We start from the raw sequence: 23,072 nt of genomic DNA, 5'->3' as shown, positions 1-23,072 counted from the left end.
GGCCGGGTCCAGTTCCGGATCGGCCGACACCCGCTCCAGCAGCCGGCCCGCCTGCGCCCGCACCGCCTCCCCGTCCCGCCCCGACAGCACCCAGACGGGCAGTGCCGGTGCGGGGGTGGTGCCGGTGGCGGCGGCGGGCTCCCGCGGGGCCTCCTGGAGGATGGTGTGGGCGTTGGTGCCGCTGATGCCGAAGGAGGACACGGCCGCGCGGCGAGGTTCGCCGGTCTCGGGCCACGGCACCGGCTCCGTCAGCAGGCGCACGGCACCCGCCGACCAGTCGACGTGCGGGGTCGGCTCGTCCACGTGCAGGGTCATCGGCACCACGCCGTGGCGCATCGCCATGACCATCTTGATGACGCCGGCCATGCCCGCCGCGGCCTGGGTGTGGCCCAGGTTCGACTTGACCGAACCCAGCCACAGCGGCCGGTCCTCCTCGCGGTCCTGGCCGTAGGCGGCGAGCAGGGCCTGCGCCTCGATGGGGTCGCCGAGGGTGGTGCCCGTACCGTGCGCCTCCACCACGTCGACCTGCCGTGCCGCCAGCTGCGCCTTGGCGAGGGCCTGTTCGATGACGCGCTGCTGCGAGGGGCCGTTCGGGGCGGTCATGCCGTTGGACGCGCCGTCCTGGTTCACCGCCGAGCCCCGCACGACGGCGAGGACCTGGTGCCCGTTGCGGCGCGCGTCGGAGAGGCGTTCCAGCAGGACCATGCCGACGCCCTCGGACCACGAGGTGCCGTCCGCTCCCGCGGCGAAGGGCTTGCAGCGGCCGTCGGGGGCCAGGCCGCGCTGGCGGCTGAACTCCACGAAGGTCTGGGGGCTGGACATGACGGTCACGCCGCCGGCGAGGGCCATGGTGCACTCGCCCTGCCGCAGGGCCTGGCCGGCGAGGTGCAGCGACACCAGGGAGGAGGAGCAGGCCGTGTCCACGGTGACGGCGGGGCCTTCGAGGCCGAGGGTGTAGGCGATGCGGCCGGAGGCGATGCTGCCGGCGCTGCCGTTGCCAGCGTAGCCCTCCAGGCCCTCCTGGTCGTGGAGCAGGTTGACGTAGTCGTGGTACATGACGCCGGTGAAGACGCCGGTGCGGCTGCCGCGTACGGAGGCCGGGGAGATCCCGGCGTGCTCGAAGGTCTCCCACGCCGTCTCCAGCAGCAGGCGCTGCTGGGGGTCCATGGCGAGGGCCTCGCGCGGGGAGATCCCGAAGAACACGGGGTCGAAGTCGGCGGCCCCGTCGAGGAAACCGCCCTCGCGGACGTACGAGGTGCCGGGGTGCGCGGGGTCGGGGTGGTAGAGGGAGCCGATGTCCCATCCCCGGTCGGCGGGGAAGTCCGCGATGGCGTCGCCGCCGGCGAGCACCAGCCGCCACAGGTCCTCGGGGGAACGGACCCCGCCGGGGAAGCGGCAGCTCATGCCGACGATGGCGATCGGCTCGTCCGCGGGCAGCGGGGCGGCCGGGGTGGCGGGTGCCTTCTCGTCGCCGGTGTCGACGAGGCGGGCCTCCAGGTAGGCGACGAGGGCGGCCGGGGTCGGCTGGTCGAAGATGAGGGTGGCGGGCAGCCGCAGGCCGGTGACGGCGCTGAGCCGGTTGCGCAGTTCCACGGCGGACAGCGAGTCGAAGCCGAGGTCCTTGAACACCTGCGTCGGCTCCGGGGCGCCCGGTGCGCGGTGGCCGAGTACGGCGGTGACCTCGGTGACGACCAGGTCGTGGAGGGTCCGTGTCCGCTGGGCTCCGGGCAGGCCGGCCAGCCGCTGTCCGAGGGGGGAGCCCCCGGTACGGGGCGCCGCGCCGGCGGTGGGCCGCGCGGGAGGTGCCGCGGCGAGCCCGCGCAGGACGGGCGGGAGGGCGGGGCCGGTGGGGAGCGCCTTGAGGTCGAGGCGCATGGGGAAGAGGACGGCCCGGTCGTGTGCGGGGGCCGCGTCGAGGAGTGTGAGGGCCTCCTCGGTGGTGAGGGCGGCCATACCCCCGCGCCGGATGCGGTCGACGTCACCCGCCTCGAGGGCACCGGTCATCCCACTGCGCTCCGCCCACAGACCCCAGGCCAGGGAGACACCGGGCAGACCCAGGGAACGCCGGTACTGGGCCAGAGCGTCCAGATAGGCATTGGCCGCCGCGTAATTGCCCTGACCGGGCGCACCCAGCAGACCCGAGGCCGACGAGAACAAGACGAACGCCGACAGCCCCAGACCAGCCGTCAGCTCGTGAAGGTTGAGGGCGGCATCCGCCTTCGGACGCAGCACCGCCTCGAAACGATCCGCAGTGAGAGACTCGATCACCCCGTCATCCAGGACCCCCGCCGTGTGGATCACAGCCGTCAGCGGATGCCCGCCCGGGACGGTGGCCAGAAGGGCGGCCAGGGCCTCGCGGTCGGCCGCGTCACAGGCGGCGACCCTCACCGAAGCACCCAGCCCCGACAGCTCGGCCACCAGATCCCCGCCACCACCGGAACGCGAGGCCAGCAGCAGATGGCGGACGCCGTGCACCCTCACCAGATGCCGGGCCACCGCCCGCCCCAGAACACCCGTACCGCCCGTGATCAGCACCGTCCCCTCCCCGGCGAACGACAGACCCCCAGAGCCCGGAACGGGGACGCGGACCAGGCGCGGGACCCGTGCCTCTCCCCCGCGCACCGCGAGCTGCGGCTCCGCGCAGGTCAGATAGGGGCCCGGGTCGACGTGCCCGTCCTCCAGGTCCAGGAGGTGGAAACGGCCCGGGTGTTCGGACTGCGCCGAACGCACCAGACCCCACACCGCCGCACCGGCGAGGTCATGCGCCTCGTCACCCACGGCCCCCCGGGTCACGAACACCACACGCTGCTCCCCGGGGCTCGCCAGGGAGCCCTGAAGGACTTCCAGGGCCCGGTGCAGGGCGGGACGGACACCCTCGGAGGTGTCCACCTCGCACACCGTGCCCGCGGACAGCGGCCCGGCCGCGAGGGCCACCGGGGCCGCGACCCAGTCCACCGCGAACAGCGTGTCGGCGGTCCGGGTCAGCCCGCCGGGGGTCATCGGGCGCAGGGTGAGGGAGGCGATGGTGACCACCGGGAGACCGGTCTCGTCGGTGGCGGTCAGTGCGACCGCGTCCTCGCCGGCCGGAACCAGCCGGACGCGCAGGGTGCGCGCGCCGGTGGCGTGCAGGGCGACCTCGCGCCAGGCGAACGGCAGCCGGGCCTCGCCGCTGTCGGGGAGCAGGCTGCCCGCGCCGGCCGCCTGGAGGGCGGCGTCGAGGAGGGCGGGGTGGAGGCCGAAGCGGCTCGCGGCCTCCTGCCGGTCGCGGTCGAGGCCGACCTCGGCGTACACCTCGTCACCGAGCCGCCAGGCGGCGCGCAGGCCCTGGAAGGCGGCCCCGTAGGCGAATCCGGCGCCGGCCAGGCGGTGGTAGAAGGGGTCGAGGTCGACGGCCTCGGCTCCGGCGGGGGGCCAGGTCCCGCCGAGGCCGGTGGCGGTGGCGGTGGGTGCGGCCGGGGCGAGCACGCCCTCGGCGTGCCGGGTCCAGGCGCCGTCCTCGGGGCGGGCGTACGCGGTGACCGTGCGCCGGCCGTCCGGGCCGGCGGGGCCCACGGCGAGCTGGACCTGGACGCCGCCCCGCTCGGGCAGCACCAGCGGGGCTTGCAGGGTCAGTTCCTCCAGCAGCCCGCAGCCGACCTGGTCGCCGGCCCGGACCGCGAGCTCCACGAAGGCGGTGCCGGGCAGCAGGACGGTTCCGGCCACCGCGTGGTCGGCCAGCCAGGGCTGCGCGGTCAGGGACAGGCGGCCGGTGAACAGGAGTTCGTCGGAGCCGGCGACCGTCACCATCGCGCCGAGCAGCGGGTGCCCGGCCGCGTCCAGGCCGGCCGAGGTGACGTCGCCGGCCGTGCCGGTGCCCTCCAGCCAGTACCGCTCGCGCTGGAAGGCGTACGTGGGCAGGTCGACCCGCCGGGCGCCCGGGTACAGGGCGTTCCAGTCCACGGTGACGCCCTGGGTGTGGGCTTCGGCGACGGCTCGGACGAAGGCGGCCGGCTCGGGCTGGTCGCGGCGCAGGACGGTGCTCCAGCGGATGCCGCTGTCCTCGTCGAGGCAGTTCTGCCCCATGGCGGTGAGGACTCCGTCGGGGCCGAGTTCCACGAAGGTGGTGACGCCGTGGTCCGCGAGGGTGCGGACGCCGTCGTGGAAGCGCACCGTCCGGCGGACGTGGCGCACCCAGTACTCGGGTGAGCCGAGCTCTTCGGCGGTGGCGATGCGGCCGGTCACGTTGGAGACGACGGGGATGGCGGGCGGGCGGAAGGTGAGCCGGGCGACGACCGCGCGGAACCGGTCGAGCATCGGTTCCATCAGCGGGGAGTGGAACGCGTGGCTGACCTTGAGCCGCTTGGTGCGGTGGCCGGCGGCGGCGAGGTGCGCGGCGGCGTCGAGGACGCCGGTCTCGGTGCCGGAGAGGACCACGGACGTCGGTCCGTTGACGGCGGCGATGTCGACGCCGGGGGTGAGGAGCGCGCGGACGTCTTCCTCGGCCGCTTCCACGGCGACCATGGCGCCGCCTTCGGGCAGTGACTGCATGAGCCGGCCGCGGGCGGCGACGAGGGCGGCCGCGTCGGCGAGGGGGAGCATGCCCGACACGTGTGCGGCGACCAGTTCGCCGACCGAGTGGCCGAGGAGGAAGTCGGGGCGCAGGCCGTGGCTCTCGGCGAGGCGGAACAGGGCCACCTCGAGGGCGAAGAGTCCGGCCTGGGTGTATGCGGTGCGGTCGAGGAGCGGGGAGCCGTGGAGGACGACGTCCCGTACGGGGGTGTCGAAGGAGCGGTCGAGGTGGGCGCAGGCCTGGTCGAAGGCCTCGGCGAAGACGGGGTACGCGGCGTGCAGTTCCCGTCCCATGCCGGGCCGTTGCGCGCCCTGGCCGGTGAACAGGAACGCCGTGCGGGGGTCGGGGCGGGCCGTGCCGTGGACCAGGTTCTCGGCGGGCACGCCGTCGGACAGGGCCCGCAGGCCCTCGCGGAGTTCGGCGGCGGTGGTGCCGACGATGACGGCGCGGTGGCCGAGGGCGGCGCGGGCGGTGGCGAGGGTGTGGCCGGTGTGGGCCACGGGGGCGCCGTCGGTGGTGTGGTCCAGCAGGCGGCGGGCCTGGGCGCGCAGCGCTTCGGGGCTGCGGGCGGAGAGGGGCCAGGCCGCGGCCGGGGGCGGGGCCGGGGCGGTCGCCGGCTCCTCGTCGGGGGTGTGCTGCTCGGGCCGTTCGAGGATCAGGTGGGCGTTGGTGCCGCTGATGCCGAAGGAGGACACCGCGGCGCGGCGGGGCGCTCCGGTGTTCGGCCAGTCGGTGTTCTCGGTGAGCAGGGAGACCGCTCCGGTGCTCCAGTCGACGTGCGGGGTGGGTGCGTCGACGTGGAGGGTCCTGGGGAGGACGCCGTGGCGCATGGCCTCGACCATTTTGATGACGCCGGCGACGCCGGCGGCGGCCTGGGTGTGGCCGAGGTTGGACTTGACGGAGCCCAGCAGCAGCGGCCGGCCGTCGGGGGTGCGGTCCTGGCCGTAGGTGGCGAGCAGCGCCTGGGCCTCGATGGGGTCGCCGAGGGTGGTGCCGGTGCCGTGGGCCTCCACGGCGTCGATGTCGCGCGGGGTGAGGCGGGCCTGTTCCAGGGCCTGGCGGATGACGCGCTGCTGGGAGGGGCCGTTGGGGACGGTGAGGCCGCTGCTGGCGCCGTCCTGGTTGACGGCGGAGCCGCGGATGACGGCGTGGACGGGGTGGCCGTGGCGGCGGGCGTCGGAGAGCCGTTCCAGCAGGAGGAGGCCCGCGCCCTCGCCCCAGCCGGTGCCGTCGGCGGCCGCGGCGAAGGGCTTGCAGCGGCCGTCGGGGGCCAGGCCGCGCTGCTGGCTGAAGTCGACGAACAGGGCGGGGTCGGCCATGACGGTGACCCCGCCGGCCAGGGCCATCGTGCATTCGCCCTGGCGCAGGGCCTGGGCGGCCAGGTGGAGCGCGACGAGGGAGGAGGAGCAGGCCGTGTCGATGGTGACGGCGGGGCCCTCGAGGCCGAGGACGTAGGAGACGCGGCCGGAGGCGACGCTGCCGGCGTTGCCGCTGCCGAGGTACACCTCGACGCCTTCGGGGAGGTCGCGGGGGCCGGAGGCGTAGTCGTGGTGCATGACGCCCGCGAAGACGCCGGTGCGGCTGCCGCGCAGCGAGGTGGGGTCGATGCCGGCGCGTTCGAAGGCCTCCCAGGCGGTTTCCAGGAGGAGCCGCTGCTGCGGGTCCATGGCGAGGGCCTCGCGGGGCGAGATCCCGAAGAAGGCGGCGTCGAACTCGGCGGCTCCTGCGAGGAAGCCGCCGTCGCGGACGTAGCTGGTGCCCTGGTGGTCGGGGTCCGGGTGGTAGACGGCGTCGAGGTCCCAGCCGCGGTCGGCGGGGAAGCCGGCCACGGCGTCGCGGCCCTCCGCGACGAGCCGCCACAGCTCCTCGGGGGAGCTGACGCCGCCGGGGTAGCGGCAGCTCATCGACACGATCGCGATCGGTTCGGGTTCCTCGGCGGTGCGCAGCCGCTCCCGGGTCTGGTGGAGTTCGGCCGTCATCCAACGGAGGTGGTCGAGCATCTTCTCTTCGTTCGTCATGACGTTCCGGTACTCCCGTTGATCAGGTCGAAGCGGCTGCCCCCGGCGGTGGACCGGGCGGGGCGGCCGTCAGCGTCGCGACTGCCCCACATACTGCTCGGCGAAGTCGGTCGCCGCGGCAGTGGAGCCGGTCAGGTGGTCGAAGCGCGCCCGGCGCAGGCCCCGGTCGAAGGGTGTGTCCGGGCCGGTGTGCAGCAGGTCGGTCATCCACCGTGAGAACTCCTGGCCGAGCCAGGCCCGGCGCAGGGCGGTGGCCGAGTACGCGTCGAGGGCGTCGCGCCGCCCGGTGCGGTACCAGACGGCGAGGGCCCCGGCGAGGAGTTCGGCGTCGGCGACGGCCAGGTTCAGTCCCTTCGCGGCGCTGGGCGGGACGATGTGGGCCGCGTCGCCGAGGAGGAAGAGCCGCCCGTGCTGCACGGGTGCGCAGAGGAAGCCGCGCAGCGGGACGAGGGTGCGTTCCAGTACGGGTCCGGTGGGCAGGGTTCCGCTGCCGCCCGTGAGGCGCCGGTCGAGTTCGGCCCAGATCTCCTCGTCGGAGCGGGTGTCCGCGCTCTCGCCGGGCGGGACCTGGAGGTAGAGGCGGCTGACGGTGCTGGAGCGCATGCTCTGGAGGGCGAAGCCGCGCTCGCCCGTGGCGTAGACGAGTTCGGGGGACATCGGCGGGGCGGCCGCGAGGATGCCCAGCCAGGCGTAGGGGTAGGTGTGGGTGCTGGTGGTGAGGGAGGCGGCGGGCACGGCGGTGCGGCTGACTCCGTGGAAGCCGTCGCAGCCGGCCACGAAGTCGCAGGTGATCTCGGCGGGGCGGCCGTCGAGGGTGCAGGTGACGGTGGCGCCGTCGCCGGCGAGCCGGCCGACCCGGACGTCGTCGACGTCGAAGTGCAGTGCTCCGCCGGTGGCGGTGCGGGCGGCTATGAGGTCCTTGACGACCTCCTGCTGTCCGTACATCCACACGGACTGGCCGGTGAGCTTGGTGAAGGGCAGGCGGTAGGTGTCGCCTTCGAGGCGGAGTTCGAAGCCTTCGTGGACCAGGCCCTCCCGGTCGAGGCGTCCGGCGGCGCCGGCGCGGCGCAGGGCTTCGACGGTGCCCTGTTCCAGGAGGCCCGCCCGGACGCGGCGTTCCACGTGGTCGCGGCCGCGGCGTTCGAGGACGACGCAGTCGATGCCGTTCAGTTCGAGGAGCCGCGCCAGCAGCAGGCCGGCGGGACCGGCGCCGATGACGCACACCGGGGTGTGGATCCGCAGGGGGGCCGGGGTCACGGGCTCACCGTTCCGGCCGGGTCGACGTGGACGGTGGCGGTGAGGGGGAGGTCGGCGGAGGAGCGGCCCACGGAGACGGTGCGCGGGCCGGCGGCGACGGTCCAGGCGCCGGTGGCGGTGTTCCAGTACTCGAAGCGGCGGGCGTCGAGGACGATCTCCACGACGGTGGACGCTCCGGGCTCCAGGTGGGCGCGGGCGTAGCCGGCGAGGGCCTTGGGGGCCTGGGGGGCGGTGACGTCGGGGCTGCTGCCGAGGTAGACCTGGACGGTTTCGTGGCCGGCCCGGGTGCCGGTGTTGCGCAGGGTGCAGGAGACCTTCAGTTCGCGGCCCCGGGCGGTGAGGCGGAGGTCCTCGTAGCCGAAGGTGGTGTAGCTGAGGCCGTGGCCGAAGGGGAACAGGGGGGCGACGCCGTGCTCGTCGTGCCAGCGGTAGCCGACGAAGACGCCTTCCTGGTACTCGACGCGGCCGTCGACGCCGGGGTAGCGCAGGGGGTCTCCGGCGACCGAGGTGCGGCCGGCGTCCACGGGGAAGCTCTGGGTGAGCTTGCCGCTGGGGTTGGCGTCGCCGAACAGGAGGGCGTCGGTGGCCTCGGCGCCCATCTCGCCGGGGTACCAGACGTCGAGGACGCCGGCGACGTCGTCCAGCCAGGGCATCGTCGGGGAGGAGCCGGTGTTGAGGACCACCACGGTGTGGGGGTTGGCCTTGGCGACGGCGGAGATCAGGGTGTCCTGGAGGCCGGGCAGGGCGAGCGCGGGGCGGTCGATGAGTTCGGCGAGTTCGTCGTAGGCGAAGACGACGGCGGCCCGTGCTCCGCGTGCGGCCTCGACGGCCTCCTCGATGTCGGCTCGGGCCTGCTCGGGGGTGACCCAGCCGAGGGTGAGGTGGACGGGGTTGGAGGGCATCGGCAGGGCGGAGAGGACCAGCTTGTAGGTGCCGGGGAGGAGGTCGACGGTGAGGCCGGCGGTGTCACCGAACGAGCTGCCGGCGAAGACGCGGGGGTGGCCCTCGAGGTCGATGGCCGCGTAGCCGCCGAGCGCGGTGACGGCGATGCGGTAGCGGCCCTCCGTCTCGATGGTCAGCCGGCCCTCGTAGAAGTAGTCGGGCTCGGTGGAGGGGCCGGCCGGGACCTCGCCCTCGCGGAAGGCGGGGACGAGCGCCGACTCCGGGACGGGGCGTCCGGCCGGGTCCTCGCCGATGCGGAAGTCGACGGCGTCCTCGCCGAGGCGGGCGCGCAGGACCTCGAGCGGGGTGGCGGCGTGCTCCGGGACGACGAGGGCGCTGCCGACGCCGGCGGTCTTGGGGATGGTGGCGGGCCGGCCGATGACGGCGAGGCCGTGCGCGGCGCGGCCCGGCTCGGTGAGCTTGGCGGCGGACAGCGGCAGGACGTTGCGGGGGTTGTGCAGGAGCACCGAGCCGGCGGTGGCCACTTCCAGGGCCAGGGCACGGCCGCGCTCGGGGTCGCGTACGGCCCGCGGGCGGGGGGCGGAGCCGTCGAGGAGGCCGAAGCGGGCCATCTGGCCGACGATGCGGGCGACGGCGCGGTCCAGGACGGCCTCGTCGGTGCGGCCCTCGGTGATGGCCTCGCGCAGCGGCTCCCCGAGGTGGGCGCCGTCGGGCATCTCCTGGTCGAGGCCGCGCTCGATGGCGACGGTGTCGTGGACGGCGTCCCAGTCGGACATCACCCAGCCCTCGAAGCCCCACTCCTCGCGCAGGACGGTGTTCAGCAGGGTCTCGTTCTGGCAGCTGGGGTGGCCGTTGACGCCGTTGGTGGCGCCCATGAGCGCGCCGGCACCGGCGCGGACGGCGGCCTCGAAGGCGGGGAACTCGATCTCGCGGAGGGTCCGTTCGTCGACGCGGGTGTCGACGGCCATCCGGTTCTCCTCCTGGTTGTTCGCCGCGAAGTGCTTCGGCATGGCGATGACGCCCTGGGACTGGATGCCGTTGATCACCGCGGTGCCGATGGCGGTGACCAGCAGCGGGTCCTCGCCGTACAGCTCGAAGTTGCGTCCGCCGAAGGGCTGGCGCAGCACGTTGATCATCGGGCCGATGAGGACGTCCTGGCGTTTGGCGCGGGCCTCGTGGCCGAGGTACTCGCCGTAGCGGGCGGCCAGTTCGTCGTCGAAGGCGCAGGACAGCGCGATGGGGGCGGGCAGCGCGGTGGTGGTCCCGCGCTTCATGCGGACGCCGGCCGGGCCGTCGGTCATCCGCAGTTCCGGGATGCCGAGGCGGGGGACCCCGGGGATGTAGCCGGACTGGCCGAGGCGTTCGGGGTCGTCGGAGCCGTGGACGAACGACAGCTTCTCGTCGAGGGTCATGGCCTGGACGAGCGCGGTCACGTCGACGGGGGTGTGCGGGGTCATCGCTGGTCACTTCCGGTTCGTTCGGGGGCGGGCTGGGTGGTGTCCGGACGGTCCGGGAGCAGCGCGCGGGCGGGGGCGTCGGCCTTGAGGAGCATTTCGTCGTACTCGTCGTGCGGGTCGGAGCCGAGCACGATGGCGCCGCCGGCACCGATCCGCCAGAGCCCGTCGGCGAGGACCATGGTCCGGATGACGATGTTGAGGTCGGCGGTCCCGTTGCAGGAGAGGTAGCCGATGGCGCCGGAGTAGATGCCGCGGGCCCGGCCTTCGAGGGAGTCGATGATCTCGAGGGTGCGCTGCTTGGGCGCGCCGGTCATCGAGCCGCCGGGGAAGCAGGCACGGACGCAGTCGAGTGCGTCGTTGCCGTCCTTGAGGGTGCCGCGGATGGTGGAGACGAGCTGGTGGACGGTGGCGTAGCTCTCGGCGGCCATCAGGACGGGGACGTGGACCGAGCCGACCTCGCAGACGCGTCCGAGGTCGTTGCGCATCAGGTCGACGATCATCAGGTTCTCGGCGCGGGTCTTGGCGCTGGCGACCAGCTCGCGGCGGGCGCGCTCGTCCTCGGCGGGGGTCGCGCCGCGCGGGGCCGTGCCCTTGATCGGCTTGGCCTCGGCGATCCGGTCGGCGGTGATCCGCAGGAAGCGTTCCGGGGAGGAGCAGGCCACCTCGGTACCGTCGAGGCGCAGGTAGGCGGCGTACGGCGCGGGGTTGGCCCGGCGCAGCCGGCGGTAGGCGGTGAAGCCGTCCTCGGTCGCGGGGATCTCGGCGACGTTGGTCAGGCAGATCTCGTAGCTCTCGCCGGCGGTCAGGTACTCCTGGCTGCGCAGCACGTCCTGGACGTAGGCGTCGCGGTTCCGGGCGAGCCGGGGCTCCACGGACGTGCCGGGGCCGTCGGCGGGCGCGGGCGCGGGGTGCGTCCCGGGTTCCCGCCGGCCGAGGGCGGCGGCGGTGCCGGCGAGCCAGCGGGCGGCGCCGGCGGCGGTGTCCGGGTCGGTGCTGAGGGCGAGGAGGTAGGTGCGGCCCTCCTGGTGGTCGACGGCGAGGAACCGGTCCGCGAAGATCCAGACGGCGTCGGGGGTGGGGGCGGAGTACCGGTTGGGGGATCCGCAGTCGCCCTTCAGTTCGTAGCCGAAGTAGCCGACGTAGCCTCCGGTGAAGTCGAAGGGCAGCGGCGGGGCGTCGATCACGCGGCGGGCGAGTTCCCGCTGGAGGTAGTCGAGGACGGGCTCCCGGTGTCTGGCCGGTGTGGCGGAGTCGACCTCGACCACGCCCTCGTCGACCCGGTACCGGACGGTCTCGGCGAGCGGGCCGCGGGCGTCGCCGAGGAAGGAGAACCGGGACAGGCCGGGTTCCACGCGGGCGCTGTCGAGCCAGAAGGCGTGCCGGGACCCGGCGAAGAGCGAGGCGAACGCGCTCTCGGTGTCCACCGCGGCGTCCAGCTCGGTCACGTGCAGCGAGTAGTGCGTACGGTCCCCCGCGCCGGCCGTGTGCCGGACCCGCGGCTCCGGCACGGCCCCGGTGCGGGCGGCCGCGGTGCGGGCGGCCCCGGCGGGTGCGGGGGCGGCGGGGCGGCCGCCCGTGCGCTCGGCGCGGTCGGCCAGCGTCAGGTCCCGGAAGTTGGCGAGCATCCGGCGGCCGTACTCGGTCTCGATGGACTCGGGGTGGAACTGCACGCCCCAGCGCGGCATCAGCCGGTGGCGCAGCGCCATGACGACGCCGTCCTCGGACCAGGCGGTGGCCCGGAGGTCGGAGGGCAGCGGCTGCGCCACGCACAGGGAGTGGTAGCGCACCGCGCCGAACTCCTCGGGTATGCCCGCGAAGAGCTCGTCGCCGTCGTGCCGCACCCGGGCGACCTCGCCGTGCACGGGCAGGGGGGCGGGCACGACCTCGCCGCCCGCCCACACGGCGAGCCCCTGGTGTCCGAGGCAGACGCCGAGCACCGGGACGCCCGCCTTGACCAGGACGTCCCGGGAGACGCCGAAGTCGCGGGAGCGGGCCGGGTGGCCGGGCCCGGGCGAGACCACGATGTTGTCGAAGGCGTCGAGGTCCAGGTCGGCGACGGAGGCGGCGTCGTTGGCGAGGACGACGGGCTCCCGGCCGTTCACTTCGGCCAGCAGCTGGAAGAGGTTGTAGGTGTACGAGTCGTGGTTGTCGATGAGGAGGGTCCGCATGGGGCTCACCTGCTTCGCGAGGGGGTCAGCGGCCGGGACAGCAGCCGGTCCAGGTGGTCCAGGGACTCGGCCGGCCGGTGTGCGGCGGCGAGGTGGGCCAGGTGGCCGTCGGGACGGACCAGGGCGATCAGCGGCCGCCCGCCGAACAGCGGGGCGAGGGCGGCGCGTCCGGACGGCGACAGCCGTGCGAGGTCGTGGACGGGGAGGCGGTCCGCGAGGACGCGGCGGGCGCCGTCCGCCACGGCCGGCCAGCCGGCGGCGGGTCGGCGGCCGGGCCAGAGCAGTGCGATGTGACCGCGCTGGTCGAGGACGGGGGCCCCGGCGTGCCGCCGGGTCCGGTGGAAGAACGGCAGCCGGTCCCCGGGGCGCGCCCTGCGGCGCAGCGTCGAACGCCACAGCGGTTCGCTGCCCGTGGCGGCGTAGCCGAGGCCGATCTGGCTCATCAGGGGTGCCGCGACGTGCCGTAGGAGGCCGGTGCGGTGCGCGGTGGCCACCTTCAGGTCCCGCAGGCGGCGCTCCCGTGCGGTGGGGGCGGCGGACAGTTCCATCTCGGTGCGGATGACCGTGCGGACCTGCTCGACGGCCTTGCGGCGTTCGGTGTCGTACGTGTCGACGATCCGCTCGTCCCAGACGCCGTGCACGACGCCGGCGAGTTTCCAGCCGAGGTTGAGGGCGTCCTGGAGGCCGAGGTTGAGGCCCTGCCCGCCGAGCGGGACCACCGAGTGGGCGGCGTCGCCGACGAGCACGACCCGGCCTTCGCGGAACCGTTCGGCGACGCCCGGACGCGGGTGGTAGGTACGGGTCCACAGGGGTTCGCCGAGCCGGTACGGCAGGCTGGTGCGCTCGTCGACCATCCGCTGCCAGTCCGCCAGCGGGCGGTCCGACCAGTCGGTCTCCCCGGGGGCGACGATCGTCGCGAGCCGGCAGACGCCGTCGGGCAGGTGGACGAGCGGCAGCAGCCCGCTGTCGGCGTAGTGGTACTCGACGGTGGAGACGCGCGGCCCGGTGACGGGGAAGTCCCCGAGCGCGATGCCGAGCGGGAAGGGCACGCCCGGGTAGGGGATGCCGAGGAGCCGGCGGGTGACGCTGCCCGCGCCGTCCGCGCCGATCAGCCAGTCGGTCGCGGCCCGTTCGGTACGGCCGTCACCGTGCCGCAGCGTGGCGGTGGGGAGCGGGCCGGAGACGTCGACCGCGGTCAGTTCGGTCCCGTACTCGATGGTGCCGCCGAGTTCGGCGAAGCGGCGGCGCAGCAGCACCTCCAGCTCGCTCTGGACGATGCCCAGGCCGTAGGGGCGGGCGGCGCCCAGCTTCGTCATCGGTACGGTGCCCAGCCGGCGTCCTCGGGAGAAGAAGCTGACGTCGTCGGCCGGGAACCCGCGGGAGACGAGCTCGTCGGCGATGCCGACCTTCTCCAGGAGTTCCAGCACGCGGGGCCAGATCATCACGGCGCGGGAGTGCGGGTCGTACTCCTCCCGCGGGGACTTGGCGTCGACGATCCGCACCGGCACCGACTGCTGGAGGAGGTCGCAGGCCAGCAGGGTGCCGACGGCGCCCGCTCCGACGATGAGAACGCTCTGCCCGGTCATATCGCGGCCGCCTCCGTCCGCGCGGCGGTGCCCGTGCCCGCCAGGTGCGCTTCGATCGCGGCGGCCGCGGCGGCCGCGCCGCCCGCGGCGCGGCTCAGCCGCCGGAAGCGGGCCGCCGCGGCGGCGGTCGCGGGAGCGGCGCTCACGGTTTCCACCGCCGCCCGCAGGCGCCCGGCGGTGGCGTCGGCCGGGTCGAGGCGCAGGCCCAGGCCCAGCTCGACGACGCGGTCGGCGATGATCTCCTGTTCGGCCATCTGCGGGACGACGACCATCGGCGTGCCGAAGGACAGGGCTTCCATCGTGCTGCCCATGCCGCCGTGGGTGACGAACGCGGCGGCCTGGCTCAGGACGGACAGCTGGGGGACGCTGCGGTGCGCCTCGCAGTGCGCCGGGAGGGGTCCGAGGTCCGCCGGGTCGGCGTGCTGCCCGACGGACAGCACCAGGTGCAGGCCGCTGCCGGCGAACGCCTCCACGCAGGTGCGGTAGAAGGAGGTGGCCCGGTTGAAGACGGTGCCGAGCGAGACGAACACCATCGGACGGTCCGGGTCCTCGCGGCGCCAGGTGCCCTCGGCCTCCCGGCCGCCCAGGCTGGGCCCGACGAAGCGGTAGTGCTCCCCGAAGGTGTGCGCCTCGGGCTGGAACTCCCTGGGCAGGAACGCCAGGTTGAGTTCCTCCTCGAAGTCCATGAACTCCCCGGCGGGGACCCCGTCCAGCCCGGCGTCAGCGAGGAACTCGGCGAGGCGCGCGTCGAACTCGGCGCCGTTGGCCTCGTGGGAGGCGGAGCGGCCGCTGCGGGCCAGCATGGCGTCCATGAGCGCGTAGCCGCGGCTGGAGGCGAGGGAGGGGAAGAACTGCACGGCGCGCGCCCCCCACCCGCGGGCCAGGGCGCGCCCGGCGAAGGGTGCCGTGTTGTCGTAGACGACGAGGTCGGGGCGGTCGGTGCCGACGAAGGACTCCGCCAGGGCGATCCGGTCCGCGCTGCCGTGGAGGAAGAACAGGGGCAGGGCGCTGAGGTCGTTCTCGGCGAAGGCGCGCGGTGACTGCACGGGCGAGGTGGCGACGTCGTAGCGGCACACCTGCGCGCCGAGCCGGGTCAGCTGCTCCTCGAAGGCCCGGGTGGTGAAGTAGGTGACCCGGTGACCGCGCGAGACCAGCTCGGCGACGATGCCCAGGGTGGGCGATACGTGCCCGTGGGCGGCCACGCTGAAAAATGCGATGTGTGCCATCTGTTCCTCGGGGTGTGCGGTGGGGGACGGAAGGGGGACGGCTCAGATGCCGATCTCTCCGTTCAAGATGTCGAACAGCTCCTCGTCGGTGACGTCGTCCACATCGGTCGCGGCCGGGGGCCGTGCCGGCCCCCCGACCTCGGTGAGCAGGGCGCGCAGCCGGTCCTCCAGGTAGCGGGCGGTGACCGGGCCGGGGGTGGTGGTGCGCAGGCCGGCCGCGAGCTCGTCGAGCCGGCGGACCACGGCCGGGTCCGGCTGGTCCCCGGCGGGGGCGGGGGCCAGCTCTCGGTCCAGGAAGCCGGCCAGTGCCAGCGGGCTGGGGTGGTCGAAGACCAGCGTCGGGGAGAGCCGCAGGCCGGTCTCCGCGCCGAGCCGGTCGCGCAGTTCGATGGCGGCCAGCGAGTCCAGTCCCAGTTCCCGGAAGGAGCGTTCCGCCGGTACGTGCGCGGACGTGCCGTGGCCGAGGACGGAGCCGGTCCGGGCGCGCACCAGGTCGACGAGGAGCCTGCGGCGGGTGTCCGCGTCGGCTCCGGCGATCCGGCGGGCGAACCCGCCGCGTTCGGCGGCGGGTCCGCCCGCCGGCCGGGCGGTCCGTGCCGGGGCCGGGGCGGCCACCGGGCGGGCGGCGACCAGGTTGGGTGTGCCGGGCAGCGCCAGCGCCGCGTCGAACAGGGCGAGCGCCTCCTCGTTGGCCAGCGGTACGGTGCCCTGGCGCGCCATCCGGGCGACGGCCTCGGGGCCGATCCGGCCGGCCATGCCGCGTTCCTCGGCCCAGGGGCCCCACTGGAGGGACAGCGCGGGCAGTCCGAGGGAGCGGCGGTGGTGGGCGAAGGCGTCCAGGAAGCCGTTGGCGGCCGCGTAGTTGGCCTGGCCCGGGCTGCCCATGACGGCGGCGGCGGACGAGAACAGGACGAACGCGTCGAGCGCGGTGTCCTTGGTCAGCTCGTGCAGCGCGACGGCGCCCGCCGCCTTGACCCGGATGACCCGTTCGAACTGCTCCTCCGTCAGCGTGCCGAGGAGTCCGTCGTCGGCCACGCCCGCCGCGTGGACGACCGCCTTCAGGGGCCGGTCCGGGGAGAGACCGGACAGGACGGCCTCCAGGGCCTCGCGGTCGGCCACGTCGCACGCGGCGAGCGTCACCCGGGCGCCGAGTCCGCGCAGGGCCGAGGCGAGTTCCTCGTTGCGCGGGTCGCCGGCGCCGCTGCGGCTGAGCAGCAGCAGGTCGTCGGCGCCGTGCCGGCGTACGAGGTGTTCGGCGACCACCGCGCCGAGGCCGCCGGTGCCGCCGGTGATCAGGACGGTCCCGGCGAACGCGGGCGCAGGTCCGCCGGGCGCGGTACCGGGCCGGCGGACCTGGCGGGGGACGAGCGGCCGCCCGTCGCGGACGGCCACCTCCCGCTCGTCGGTGCCGAGGACGCCCGGCAGCGCGTCCCAGGACCGCGGCTGCCCGTCGAGTTCGACGACCAGGAACTTCCCGGGGTGCTCCGCCTGCGCGGTGCGCAGCAGCGCGCGGACCGCTCCCTGCGTGGTGCCGGCCGGATCCCCCTGCGGGACCAGCAGGACGAGCCGGGCCGTCTCCGCGAGCGGGGACGCGGTCCACCGCCGCAGCAGGCGCGCGGTCCGCCAGGACGCCTCGTGGGCGTGGCGGGCGGGGTCGGGTGGGTCGGCGGGACCGGCCGGGTCCAGCAGGTGCAGGACCGTCGCGGGGGCCTCGGCCGCGCGCTCCAGCGCGTCCAGATCCGGGTACGCGGTGAGGGACGCGCCCGCGGAGGCGGGGACGGCGGCCATGCCGTCTCCGAGGAGCGCCCAGGGGCCGGCGGGGGCCGGGACGGGGTCCAGCGGCTGCCAGTGGGTCTCCAGCAGGGCGGCGGTGTCGCCCGCGAGGTCCTCCGGGCGCAGCCAGCGCAGGGTCAGCGAGGCGACCGAGGCCACCGGTGCGCCGAGGCCGTCGGTGATCTCCAGCGACAGGGTGTCGGCGTCGGTGCGGGTCAAGTGCACCCGTACGGTGGCGGCGCCGGCCCGGTGGAGGGTCAGTCCCTGCCAGCTGAACGGCAGCCGTCCGGAGTCGTCGGACCCGCCGGGCGACTCGATGAAGCCGGTGTGCAGGGCGGCGTCGAAGAGCGCGGGGTGGAGGGCGAACCGTGCGGCGTCGTCGGCTTCCGCCGCGGGCAGGGCGACCTCGGCGAAGATCTCGTCGCCGCGGCGCCAGGCGGCCTTGAGGCCCTGGAACGCCGGGCCGTAGTCGAAGCCCATGCCGGCCGCCCGGACGTACGTGTCGCCCGCGTCGACCGGTTCGGCGTCGGCCGGCGGCCACACGAGCGGCCCGGCCGGCGGGGAGGACGGTGCGGAGCCGCTGAGGAGCCCGCTCGCGTGCCGGGTCCAGCCCCCGTCGGGGGTGCCGGCCGGCCGCGCGTAGACGGCGACGGTCCAGGACCCGGGCTCCCCGTCGGGGCCGGCGGGGGCCAGGAGCGTCTGGACCTCGGCCGCGGCGGCGCCGGGCAGGCGCAGCGGGGAGAGGACGGTCAGCTCGTCGAGGGTGTCGCAGCCGGCCTCGCGGCCGGCGCGCAGGGCCATCTCCACGAAGGCGGTCCCGGGCACGATGACCGTGCCGTTGACGACGTGGTCGGCCAGCCAGGGGTGCGTTCGGGCCGACAGCCGGCCGGAGAGGACCACCTCGTCGGAGTCGGCGCGGGGCAGCACGGTCGTCAGCAGCGGGTGCGCGTCGGCCCCGGGCGCTCCGGCAGGGCGCGGCCGCGGCCAGTGGCGCGTCCGCTGGAAGGCGTAGCCGGGTATGCCGGGTGCCCGCGTTCCGGGGCCGAAGTACGCCGGCCAGTCCAGGTCGGCGCCCCGGGTGAACAGGGCGCCCAGGGCGGCGGCGAGGGTGTGCTCCGCGTCCCTGCCGCGGCGCATCAGGGGGACGAAACCGGACGCGCCGGCGGCGTCCTCGGTGACGCACTGCCGGGCCGTCGCGGTCAGGACGGCGTCGGGGCCGAGTTCGAGGTAGGTGCGCACCCCGGCTGCCTCGAGGTGGCGCACGGCGTCGTGGAAGCGGACGGCCTGGCGGGCGTGGCGCACCCAGTAGCCGGGCGAGGCCAGCTCCTCGGCGGTGGCGAGGGCGCCGGTCAGGGTGGAGACGACCGGGATCACCGGCGCGGAACAGTCGAGGGACTCCGCGACCTCGCGGAACGCCTCGAGCATCGGTTCCATCAGCGGCGAGTGGAACGCGTGCGAGACGGTGAGGCGCTTGGTCTTGTGCCCCTGGGCGGTCAGCCGCTCGGCCACGGCCAGGACGGCCGCCTCCGCACCCGAAATCACCACGGCGGACGGGCCGTTGACCGCCGCGATGTCCACGTCCGCCGACAGCAGCGGGCGTATCTCGTCCTCGCCGGCGCGGACGGACACCATCGCCCCGCCCTCCGGCAGGGCGCCCATCAACGCACCACGGGCGGCCACCAGACGCGCCGCGTCCGCCAGGGACAGCACCCCCGCCACGTGCGCGGCCGCGATCTCACCAATCGAATGACCCGCCACGAAGTCCGGACGCACACCGAAGGACTCCACCAGCCGGTACAACGCCACCTCGAGCGCGAACAGCGCCGGCTGCGTGAACTCCGTGCGGTGAACCTCCTCCCCGCCCCCGAACACCACCTCCTTCAACGGAACGTCGAAGTGGGCGCACACCTCGTCGAACGCGGCCGCGAACACCGGCTGGACGTCGTACAGCTCACGCCCCATCCCCGCACGCTGCGCCCCCTGCCCGGTGAAGAGGAACGCCGTCCGGCCCGGGGTGGCCGCGTCGGTGGCCGCGTCCGTGGCCGCGTCGGCCAGGGCTGCCAGTGCGGCCAGGGCCTCGGTCCGGTCACCCGCCACCACGGCGGCACGGTGCTCGAAGGCCTTGCGGCGCACCGCCAGCGACCGGCCCACGGCCGCGGGGTCCGCCACGGGGCCGGCCGACACCCGGGTCAGCAGCTGCCGGGCCTGCGCGCGGACCGCGGCCGCGTCTCGGCCCGACAGCAGCCAGGGCACGGCGGCGGGAGAGCGGTCCGCCGGGCGGCCGGCGGCGGACGCCGGGGCCCGGACGGCCGGGGCCTCCTCCAGGATGACGTGGGCGTTGGTGCCGCTGATGCCGAAGGAGGACACGGCCGCGCGGCGGGGTTCCCCCGCCGGGGTCCAGTCCAGCGGTTCGGTCAGCAGCCGGACCTCGCCGGCCGTCCAGTCGACGTGCGGGGTCGGCGCGTCCACGTGCAGGGTCTTCGGTACGACGCCGTGCCGCATCGCGAGCACCATCTTGATCACGCCGGCCACTCCGGCCGCGGCCTGGGTGTGGCCCAGGTTGGACTTGAGGGAGCCCAGCCACAGCGGGCGGTCCGCGGGCCGGCCCTGCCCGTACGTGGCCAGGAGCGCCTGCGCCTCGATGGGGTCGCCGAGCGGGGTGCCCGTGCCGTGCGCCTCCACCACGTCCACCTGGTCCGCCGTCAGACCGGCGTGGGCGAGGGCCTGGCGGATGACGCGCTGCTGGGACGGGCCGTTGGGGGCGGACAGGCCGTTGGAGGCACCGTCCTGGTTGACCGCGGAGCCCTTGAGGACCGCCAGGACCTCGTGGCCGTTGCGGCGCGCGTCCGACAGCCGCTCCACGAGGAGCATGCCCGCGCCCTCGGACCAGCCGGTGCCGTCGGCGGCCGCCGCGAAGGCCCGGCACCGTCCGTCCGGCGAGAGGCCGCGCTGGCGGCTGAAGTCGACGAACGCGTCGGGGGTCGACATGACGGTCACGCCGCCGGCCAGCGCCAGGTCGCACTCCCCGCGCCGCAGCGCCTCCGCGGCGAGGTGCAGGGCGACGAGGGAGGAGGAACACGCCGTGTCCACCGTCAGCGCGGGCCCCTCGAGGCCGAAGCCGTACGCGATCCGGCCGGAGACGACGCTGCCGGCGCCACCCGTGCCGAGGTAGCCCTCCAGGTCCTCGGCGGACCGCGAGACCAGGGCGGTGTAGTCCTGTCCGTTGGATCCGACGTAGACGCCGGTGCGGCTGCCGCGCAGCGAGTCCGGGTCGATGCCGGCCTGTTCGAACAGCTCCCAGGAGGTCTCCAGCAGCAGCCGCTGCTGGGGGTCCATGGCGAGGGCCTCGCGCGGGGAGATCCCGAAGAAGCCGGCGTCGAAGTCGCCCACGTCCTCCAGGAAGCCGCCCGCCGTCGCGTACGTGGTGCCCGGCGCGTCGGGGTCGGCGTCGAACAGGCCCGTGAGGTCCCAGCCGCGGTCCTGCGGGAACGGGCCCACCGCGTCGGTGCCGTCCGCCAGCAGGGTCCACAGCCCGTCGGGCGAGGACACCCCGCCGGGGAACCGGCATGCCATCCCGACGACGACCACCGGGTCCGCGGCGTCCGCCACCGGGCCCGCCACGACGGTACGGGGTGCCGTGCCCACCAGCTCGCCCCGCAGGAACTCCGCCAGGGCCACCGGGCTCGGGTAGTCGAACGCGAGGGAGGCGGGCAGGCGCAGCCCGGTGACCGTACCGAGCCGGCTGCCCAGCTCCACCGAGGCCAGCGAGTCGAAGCCCAGCTGCCGGAAGGACCGTTCGGGGGCGATGGCGTCCGGCGTCGGGTGCATCAGCAGGTCGGCGGCGTGTCCGCGGATCAGCGCGACGAGGGCCGCGCGCTGCTCGTCCGGTCCCAGGCCGGCCAGCGTGGCGGCGAACCCGGTGGTCGTCCCCGGCTCCGCTGCGCCGGTGATCGCCCGCAGTACGGGCCGCCGGGCCGCCGGGCCGTGGGCCCGTGCGTACCGCTCCCAGTCGATGTCGGCGGCCAGTACGGCGCTCTCGCCGTGGCGGATCGCACCGTCCAGCAGCCGCAGGGCCCGCCGCGGGCTCATGGGGCGGAAGCCGGTGCGGCGCATCCGTTCGCGGACGGCCGCGTCGGCCGCCGCCATGCCGTCGCCTTCCCAGGCTCCCCATGCGACGGCGGTGGCCGGCAGGCCTTCGCGGCGGCGCTGCTCCGCGAGGGCGTCCAGGGCGGCGTTCGCCGCGGCGTAGTTGGCCTGCCCGGCCGCTCCGATGACGCCGGCGAGTGAGGAGAAGAGGACGAACGCGTCGAGGCCGAGGTCGCGCGTCAGCCGGTGCAGGGTGAGGGCGGCGTCCGTCTTGGCCGCCAGTACGCCGGTGAGCTGCGCGGGGGTAAGGGCGCTGAGCACGCCGTCGTCGAGGACCCCGGCGGTGTGCACGACGGCCGTCAGCGGGTGCTCGGCCGGGACGGCCGCGAGCAGCGCGGCGAGGGCGTCCTCGTCGGAGACGTCGCAGGCCGCAACGGTGACCTCGGCGCCCAGCGCGGAGAGCCCGTCGACGAGTCCGGCGGCGCCGGGGGCGTCCGCGCCGCGTCGGCTGACCAGCAGGAGGTGGTCGGCGCCGGCCTCGGCGAGCCAGCGGGCGACGTGGCCGCCGAGGGCGCCGGTGCCGCCGGTGACCAGGACGGTGCCGCGCGGCGACCAGTCCTGGGCTGGCGCGGACCAGCCGGTCCGCACCAGCCTCCGGGCGTAGGTGCCGGAGGGCCGCAGGGCGGTCTCGTCCTCGCCGGCGCTTGCGGAGAGGAGGGCGCAGAGCCGTCGCAGGGCGTCGGCGTCCAGCTGTTCGGGCAGGTCGACCAGGCCGCCCCAGCCGGCGGGGGCCTCGAGTGCGGCCACCCGGCCCAGGCCCCAGAGCTGGGCCTGGCGGGGCCGTACGGGGCCGTCGTCCCGCGCGTCCACACGGACGGCGCCGCGCGTGACGACCCACAGGGGCGCCGGGAGGCCGTTGTCGCCGAGGGCCTGGAGCAGGGCGAGGGTGGCGGCCGTCGCGTCGGCGCCGTCGGGGTCGAGCAGGGACAGCACGCCGGAGAGGCCGTCCGCCGGGATCTCGAGCGCCAGCCGCCGGGCGAGGACGGTCCGGTCGTGATCGGCGGTGGTCAGGGCCAGTGGTACGACGTCGGCGCCCCGGTCGGCCAGCGCGGCGAGGACGGCGTCGGCGTGCCCTGCCGGGCGGCCGGCGTCGGTGACGACCAGCCAGGAGCCGGGCGCGGCAGGGGCGGAGGGGTCCTCGAGCCGCTCCCAGGTCACCCGGTAGAGCAGGTCGTCCGCGTCGGGGCGGTGGCCGGGCGCGGACGCCATGGGTGCGGCGGGCCAGTAGCGCTGCCGCTGGAAGGGGTACGTCGGCAGGTCGACGCGGCGGCCGGACAGGACACGCGTCCACTCGGGTTCGACGCCGCGGACGAACGCCCCCGCGAGGGCGGACATCAGCGTGACCGTCCCGGCGCGGTCGCGGCGCAGCAGGGGGAGGAGGGCGGCGGGCTCGTCCAGGCAGGCCTGTCCCATGGCGCTGAGGACGGCGTCGGGGCCGAGTTCGAGGTAGGTGCGCACCCCGGCGGCCTCGAGGTGGCGCACGGCGTCGTGGAAGCGGACGGCCTCGCGGGCGTGGCGCACCCAGTAGCCGGGCGAGGCCAGCTCCTCGGCGGTGGCGAGGGCGCCGGTCAGGGTGGAGACGACCGGGATCACCGGCGCGGAACAGTCGAGGGACTCCGCGACCTCGCGGAACGCCTCGAGCATCGGCTCCATCAGCGGCGAGTGGAACGCGTGCGAGACGGTGAGGCGCTTGGTCTTGTGCCCCTGGGCGGTCAGCTGCGCGGCCACGGCCAGGACGGCCGCCTCCGCACCCGAAATCACCACGGCGGACGGGCCGTTGACCGCCGCGATGTCGACGTCCGCCGACAGCAGCGGCCGCACCTCGTCCTCGGCCGCCTGCACGGACACCATCGCCCCGCCCTGCGGCAGGGCGCCCATCAACGCACCACGGGCGGCCACCAGACGCGCCGCGTCCCCCAGCGACAGCACCCCCGCCACATGCGCGGCAGCGATCTCACCGATCGAATGACCCGCCACGAAGTCCGGACG

General features: G+C 75.4%; 6 protein-coding genes and 1 pseudogene. All 7 read right to left on the bottom strand.

Features of this window, described 5'->3' with window-relative positions; genetic code table 11:
• Nucleotides 1-6,567 (bottom strand): annotated as a pseudogene (locus ACZ514_RS31890) (SDR family NAD(P)-dependent oxidoreductase); the annotation flags it as partial.
• Nucleotides 6,568-6,636: 69 nt separating this feature from the next.
• Nucleotides 6,637-7,824: a 4-hydroxybenzoate 3-monooxygenase gene (locus ACZ514_RS31885; RefSeq protein ID WP_469126303.1), complete on the bottom strand. Its 1,188-nt coding sequence runs from the start codon at nucleotides 7,822-7,824 to the stop codon at nucleotides 6,637-6,639.
• Nucleotides 7,821-10,184 (bottom strand): glycoside hydrolase family 3 protein, encoded by a 2,364-nt coding sequence (locus ACZ514_RS31880; protein WP_468170379.1) that lies wholly within the window; start codon nucleotides 10,182-10,184, stop codon nucleotides 7,821-7,823. The genes ACZ514_RS31885 and ACZ514_RS31880 overlap by 4 nt, the downstream gene beginning before the upstream one ends.
• Complete coding sequence (gene pabB, locus ACZ514_RS31875) at nucleotides 10,181-12,352, bottom strand: aminodeoxychorismate synthase component I (protein ID WP_469126302.1); 2,172 nt, start codon at nucleotides 12,350-12,352, stop codon at nucleotides 10,181-10,183. Before pabB ends, ACZ514_RS31880 begins: the two co-directional genes overlap by 4 nt.
• 5 nt (nucleotides 12,353-12,357) lie before the next feature.
• Complete coding sequence (locus tag ACZ514_RS31870) at nucleotides 12,358-13,938, bottom strand: FAD-dependent monooxygenase (protein WP_469126301.1); 1,581 nt, start codon at nucleotides 13,936-13,938, stop codon at nucleotides 12,358-12,360.
• Complete coding sequence (locus ACZ514_RS31865; protein ID WP_469126300.1) at nucleotides 13,935-15,164, bottom strand: macrolide family glycosyltransferase; 1,230 nt, start codon at nucleotides 15,162-15,164, stop codon at nucleotides 13,935-13,937. Before ACZ514_RS31865 ends, ACZ514_RS31870 begins: the two co-directional genes overlap by 4 nt.
• Before the next feature lie 42 nt (nucleotides 15,165-15,206).
• Nucleotides 15,207-23,072 (bottom strand): SDR family NAD(P)-dependent oxidoreductase (locus ACZ514_RS31860; protein WP_469126299.1); only part of this gene is annotated, 7,866 nt, incomplete at its 5' end.

This window comes from Streptomyces sp. NPDC034086 (assembly GCF_055575515.1).
This window is presented reverse-complemented; position numbering and strand designations above follow the sequence as displayed.